General features: G+C 39.1%; 8 protein-coding genes. 2 read left to right on the top strand and 6 right to left on the bottom strand.

What is annotated here, in order from left to right:
- Nucleotides 1–299 (bottom strand): ASCH domain-containing protein (locus AACQ42_RS16875; RefSeq protein WP_141195669.1); only part of this gene is annotated, 299 nt, incomplete at its 3' end.
- Nucleotides 300–1,023: 724 nt separating this feature from the next.
- Here AACQ42_RS16875 and AACQ42_RS16870 point away from each other — a divergent pair.
- Both AACQ42_RS16870 and AACQ42_RS16865 read left to right on the top strand, forming a co-directional pair.
- Nucleotides 1,024–1,272: a type II toxin-antitoxin system Phd/YefM family antitoxin gene (locus AACQ42_RS16870; protein WP_081245532.1), complete on the top strand. Its 249-nt coding sequence runs from the start codon at nucleotides 1,024–1,026 to the stop codon at nucleotides 1,270–1,272.
- Nucleotides 1,262–1,552, top strand: a complete 291-nt coding sequence (locus AACQ42_RS16865; RefSeq protein ID WP_081245531.1) for a type II toxin-antitoxin system RelE family toxin — start codon at nucleotides 1,262–1,264, stop codon at nucleotides 1,550–1,552. Before AACQ42_RS16870 ends, AACQ42_RS16865 begins: the two co-directional genes overlap by 11 nt.
- Nucleotides 1,553–1,677: 125 nt before the next feature.
- Here the strand turns inward: AACQ42_RS16865 and AACQ42_RS16860 are convergent, their stop codons facing one another.
- The 5 genes from AACQ42_RS16860 to AACQ42_RS16840 all read right to left on the bottom strand — a co-directional run.
- On the bottom strand, nucleotides 1,678–2,274 hold the full coding sequence (locus AACQ42_RS16860) for a hypothetical protein (protein ID WP_141195668.1): 597 nt from the start codon (nucleotides 2,272–2,274) through the stop codon (nucleotides 1,678–1,680).
- A gap of 151 nt (nucleotides 2,275–2,425) precedes the next feature.
- Nucleotides 2,426–3,205, bottom strand: coding sequence for an FRG domain-containing protein (locus AACQ42_RS16855; RefSeq protein ID WP_094166170.1), 780 nt, complete (start codon nucleotides 3,203–3,205; stop codon nucleotides 2,426–2,428).
- A gap of 140 nt (nucleotides 3,206–3,345) precedes the next feature.
- Nucleotides 3,346–4,071 (bottom strand): winged helix-turn-helix domain-containing protein, encoded by a 726-nt coding sequence (locus AACQ42_RS16850; RefSeq protein ID WP_094166169.1) that lies wholly within the window; start codon nucleotides 4,069–4,071, stop codon nucleotides 3,346–3,348.
- Nucleotides 4,072–4,191: 120 nt separating this feature from the next.
- Nucleotides 4,192–5,337 (bottom strand): YaaC family protein, encoded by a 1,146-nt coding sequence (locus AACQ42_RS16845; RefSeq protein WP_176429718.1) that lies wholly within the window; start codon nucleotides 5,335–5,337, stop codon nucleotides 4,192–4,194.
- A gap of 147 nt (nucleotides 5,338–5,484) precedes the next feature.
- Nucleotides 5,485–5,844 (bottom strand): hypothetical protein (locus tag AACQ42_RS16840; RefSeq protein WP_176429717.1); only part of this gene is annotated, 360 nt, incomplete at its 5' end.

The following is a 5,844-nucleotide window of genomic DNA, read 5'->3' as shown; positions in this document are numbered from 1 at the left end:
TCGCTGTATTTACACTTACTGACTGAGGTGAGTTCGATGATACAGATTGGTTTACCGTCCCAGTTCGTCACTACTTGAAGATGACCAACTTCTGGCATAGGTTCCCCTTCGTGACTGTACCAATACTCCAGGCTACACGAGGCACGCTTTTCTCCGCGCAGTATTAAGTCTGCACATACATTGGCGTTGTACTTATCGGCGCAGAAATAGTCCGCACTGAAAGAAGTATATTTTTCCGCAGTTTCACTAGGTAATGAGCTTAGATACTCGCTCAAATAAGTCTGAATTCTTTCTTCCATGATCTCGAATCTCAATTAAAATATAACGCCCGGCTAAGGGGTTGACAACGCACCGCCGGACTCAAAAAACACACCGTAAACACTGAACTTCAATTTTGCACTAAAGTCACCACGCGTTGGCAATCCCTCTTGAGCCGTTTGTTATGCAAATTCGATAAGATAAACTGAATTTACACGACCAAAAGCCACAATTGCAATGGTTGAGTGATTCAAGAATCAACCCAAGCAAGAACTGTGATAAATGAGCCGCCAAAACAAAGTCCACCTTTCAACAACAAACCAAGCTTTTGAATGAAACAAACTCAACGAGCGAAATCTTCAACAAGTACGAAATAATCGATTAACTTGCCCTTTCCGCACTTTACACCCACTAAATTCACAACGCGCCAACGCTAAAAATGATTGAGGCAAACCAAGAAACTTGCCTGTTTTACGGTTTGAGTTAACCAAGAATCTGAGGATAAAAGCTCATTTGCCGACAACACAAAACGAATAGCCGGAGAAATCCCAAAAGATTGAACCCCTAAATTTACCTGAGTTGCATAACGCTGTGTTAAGTGGTGAGCAGCGCTACCACAAAAACTAAAGACATTGTGCCATAAACACATATGCAAAAATTTGAACTGAAGCCGCCGAGCGTTGCGAATCCGTCTTAAACACCTTGTTATACCGCTTGTTTGCAACTAAAATGACCAAATTAAAGACCGCTTTAAGGAGCTTTTAAATGACCACTAGAATATTGGCTGATGTTGCTGCAAGTATTACTGAGTTTAAAGCGAACCCAATGAAGGTTGCTTCAAGTGCTTATGGTGAACCAGTAGCCGTGCTAAACCGAAATGAGCCAGCATTTTACTGTGTGCCAGCTGCCGCATATGAAATGATGATGGACAAACTTGAAGATATTGAGCTACTTGCTATAGCAAAAGAACGCGAGTCTGAATCAAGCATTTCGGTGAGTATCGATGACTTATAATCTTGAATTTAAAAGTAGCGCACTTAAAGAGTGGAAAAAACTCGGCGCTACTTTGCAACAGCAATTTAAGAAAAAACTGATTGAGCGTTTAGCTAACCCACATGTTCCTGCATCCAAATTATCCGGGGCTGAGAACATGTATAAGATCAAATTACGCCAATCTGGCTATCGCTTAGTATACAAAGTGCAAGACGACGTAGTTATTGTTACCGTTTTAGCAGTAGGTAAACGTGAACATAGCGATGTATACAGAAAAGCAATGACAAGGCTCAACGACTGATTGCGGTATAACGCCCGCTTAAGGGGCAGACAACGCTACTATCAACTTACCGCATAACACCGTAATCACACAAACCAACGCATAATAAAATTGCCACGCGTTGGCTGTCCCTCTTGAAGCGTTTGTTATGTTTTTCTCCTAGCTCTACGCAATAATGCATTTAAATTCAGTCCGATACCCATGAAGTTAGGTTTAATCTCAAGAATATCTTCAGTAATTTGGGGCTTGTGAGTCCGATGCCTACTTACTTCAGAAAGCAGAGAAAGATAAGGCTTTGCTTCTTCTTCACTGAGGTGCTGTAAATACTGTTCAAGTGCACCCTTTATGTTCATATGATAAGTAGGTATATGTTGATTTTTGAATTGATTAGCCACTTTTCCAGAATTCCCATCTGATACTCCATTCTCAATCGCTTTTTGTTCTATTTGTTCGCAAACATTCAGGCAAGCTTTTGATGACGCCAAGAATCCTAAGTTCATTAGAACATCGCACGCTGCTAGCTCTCGAGGTAATAAATTTTCTGACTGATCAAAGTAAATTTTTTTACCTACTTTAGCTGCGAGGTATCCCCATTTATTCTCGATTGAAAGATACTCATGATTTTTGAAGGCATCACTGAATGCCATACTTTCTAAATTCTGACTAAAATATCCAGTAGAAATATGATTTTTTAAATCAGAAATCACCTGAGCTCGCAATTGCTTTAAAACCCATTCGTCCATTTCACTGGCCTCAACTAAAAACATAACGCCCAATTAAGTGGTGAACAACGCACTGGCTAAGCCGCTGCATTGCACCGTAAAACACTTTACTCAACGCATAGTAAAACTGCCACGCGTTGAGAATCCACTTGAATTGTTTGTTAGGGCAATGCTACATGATAGCCCTAGATGTGATTATTTTATGCCTACCCATTTGAACAGGTTCATACATATGCTTTCGAATTTCCTTTGCAACACCTTCTATTCCTGGATAAATATAGCTATGTGATATCCCCATCATCTTCAGCCTATCTCGGATAAAAGGTTTCCATTGAGACTTAATTTCTAAGATATTATGGTTGTCGAGCTTTAATGGCTCGAAAGGGTTTTTCGGGCATGAAAATATGCTCTTTTGATTAACATAACGACTATCAGTATATTTAGGACGAATAAAAATTACTTCGCCTTGTTCTGGTTGCATTTTGAAAATCTTTAAAGCATACGATCTTTTCTTTGCTTCTTCGCTAACATCAGCCGTTTTATAGTCATAGTCTGCGTAATCATCTGTAACCATGTGCTTTACAATGTGCAAGCAAGCATCATGATCATCTTCTGACTCGACAGCAAAAAATAATGCAACCATAGGATTGGTTGTCCAATCTAAAAGCCTTGTAGGCAAACCATAATGCTGTGCTAAAAAGAGCCATTCAAAATCACTAGTCGGCTGAGATGTCAACGTTGGTAAGGTCAAACGCTTAAACTCAGAAAGCATATCTCTTTCTAAACTTTCGATATCACCACCAACACCTTCATTCGTTCCCCTCGCAATCGAAGGTACTAGTTGGTAATTACTATTAGCCATACCACGAAACAACATATTGCTTCCAAGTATGGATGCTCGATAGCAAATTTCATCGATTTCAGCCCAAAATTGTTTTTGCTCAATATCCAAACATAGTCTCCTAATTGCCCTAACGCCCAATTAAGGGGTGAACAACGCCTCCATCCAAACCTAAAGCATTGTGCTATAAACACTAAATTTGAAGTAGAAGCAACAATGCCGAGCGTTGTGAATCCCTCTTAAATTGCTTGTTATAGCATTTGATACACGACCAACTCTTTGATTCCATTGATTTCTATAATTCTCTCGTCATGTTCTAATTCACCTACTACAACGTCTGCATAATGGAGCATTCGGTGATGATTAGCACATAGTATTACAACATTTTCCTCATGCTGCCCACCGCCTTCCGACAATGGTTTTAGATGATGGGCTTCCGAATAATGCTCTCCGTTGCTTTTTACAAATGAAAACTGACAAGACTTGATTTGACACTTGTTTTGGTATTTGTCTTTTAGTTTCTTGACGATACCTTGATAACGTTTTATCTGCTGGCGCTTAACTTCAACAGTTTCATTTTCCAAACCTAGGTCTGAGATTAACTCAAGCGAGTTGACGCTGTTTAAATCGATATCATCACCAAACACAGAGGCACGATCAATACGGCTAAGGTTTTCACTGGACTTTACAATCGAGAGCAAACTTTCTAAGTACTGGCTTCCATCCGGTGTAAGCTCCCAAAGCCTAGTTGACTCACTGGATAAGTATCCTTCTTGAACTAGGTGCTGTCGCACGAACGCAAATTCATTACGCCATCGCAGTTCATTGCGACTTGAAAGAGTTTCCAGGTCAGAATCGATATAATTGAGCCACGAGTTTTCATCAATACAGTCTAAGACTTCCTTTTTGCTCGCAGTACCAGTTAGAAACCTCAATGCATACAAAATTAGAAAACGACTTTGTTCTTCTCTTTTCATCTAATACCTAACTTTCCCAAAATGGTATAACGCCGCATTAAGGTGTGAGCGGCGCTTGGCTATACTTGAGCGAAGCGAAAATGCCAAGCGTTGCGAATCACTCTTAAATGCCTTGTTAAATTAGTGCCAAGGCGGACGATGGTTAGAAATTACAAGCTCATTACCCGTTATTTGATTTAGCATTAAGTTTGGCATTTTAAGCTGGAGAATTCTAACAATGCGCTCTACAAGTTTTGCACCCTTGCAGTGCGATTCAATGAATGATATCCAAATATCCGGATAATATCTGGACAACATACTAAGAACATAGCTAATTAAAAATAAATCCACCACCTCAGGTGTATTTATCGGTTCTGCGTAAAATATTGTCTTATGGTCTAATGTAGTTCGTGAGTCTGGGAACGAAAAGCTCCATTCTTTATCTATTCTTGAAGTAACTATTCCTGAAGTACTACCATCAGGGATATCAAAAGAAAAATTAACACCACTATCACACCTAAAGTTCTCAATTACATTCAAAAGTGATTCATAACTTGGTGCGGAATGAAACACAAACTCACTATATTTACAAGCACGAACTTCATCATGATATACTTGGTGCTCTCCTCTAGCGCTGTCTACAAGAACACCATATCTGCCCAAGTCGGAATGTAGGTCTGGTAGCCTTTTTAATATGAACATTAAGTCTTTTTTTAGTCCATTGAGGTCACTAAACTCTGGGATAAGGTAATTTCCTACATAATTCATATTACGGTTTCGACCATACCTTGTAATGCGGTGGCTAATCGCAGAAACTAATTGGCTATCTTGTAATGTGCTATACCAATTAGAAAAGTGCCCATTGGGGCAAACTTTCACATAACAGTTTTCCAATAAGCTCAAACCGATTTTTGAACGATTTAAGTCTGATGAAAAAGTAAAGTCCAGCCCATGATGTGAATTTTTAGATTCTTTTCTCAAGTAGTCTAATGATTTAGTACCATCGCCACGGATTAACATACACGCTGTGGAAAGTGCTACCGAGCCATAATATAAGTGATTAGGTTGGGTATATAACGAAGATGCTTTAGCCGCTTCGAAGTATTCTCTCGCTTGGAGTAGCGCAACACGCGCCTGCTCAGCTTGCTTTCGATAATAGGGCAAGGTTGATTTTGTCGGCTCTCCATGAAAACCACCAATAGCTTCAATCGCCAACTCAACGTTCGCAAACTCTAATAACCTACGCCAAGACTCTTCATAGGTATTCTCGCTAGTGATCCATTCCACTATCATACTCCTAATAATTTAACGCCGCATTAAGGTGTGAGCAACGCTACCACGAACCTTGACCATACCACCGAAAACACAAAACCCAACGATGGAATGAAAAATGCCAAGCGTTGGGAATCACTCTTAAATGCTTTGTTATATTTATTATTTTAACACTTTAGCTCTATAATTTAGCTTTTCACAAGCTTTTACCACATCGTTTGGTCTAGGCTCATGATTCTTTATAATGCTTGATGCAAGAACTCCTTTTGCTTTTGTGTCTAAATCAACCACAAAATTTGAGCAAAAATCTCCCGGCAAATCATTAATTAGCCATTTTGGTATTTTGAGCCATTCAAAAATCTTTTTATAAGAACAAATTTTTTGTATTAACCAGACTAATGGCGAATATGATGCAAGCAACATAGAAATAGGTAGATATTCAAAATCGTCAAAATAAAAAATGCAAATTAATGTTAGTAATGTGACTAAATTAAAAAAATTCCTAACTATAGGAATATATCC

Origin of the sequence: Vibrio sp. V12_P9A6T4 (assembly GCF_963874835.1) — a bacterium.
GTDB classification, from domain to species: domain Bacteria; phylum Pseudomonadota; class Gammaproteobacteria; order Enterobacterales; family Vibrionaceae; genus Vibrio; species Vibrio anguillarum.
Note: the sequence above shows the minus strand (reverse complement) of the source record. Positions and strands in the feature narration are given on the sequence as shown.

Coding starts and splice junctions, on each gene's coding strand:
- AACQ42_RS16865 (WP_081245531.1), top strand. CDS start 1,262: ATGACTTATAATCTTGAATTTAAAAGTAGCGCACTTAAAGAGTGGAAA.
- AACQ42_RS16870 (WP_081245532.1), top strand. CDS start 1,024: ATGACCACTAGAATATTGGCTGATGTTGCTGCAAGTATTACTGAGTTT.
- AACQ42_RS16860 (WP_141195668.1), bottom strand. CDS start 2,274: ATGGACGAATGGGTTTTAAAGCAATTGCGAGCTCAGGTGATTTCTGAT.
- AACQ42_RS16850 (WP_094166169.1), bottom strand. CDS start 4,071: ATGAAAAGAGAAGAACAAAGTCGTTTTCTAATTTTGTATGCATTGAGG.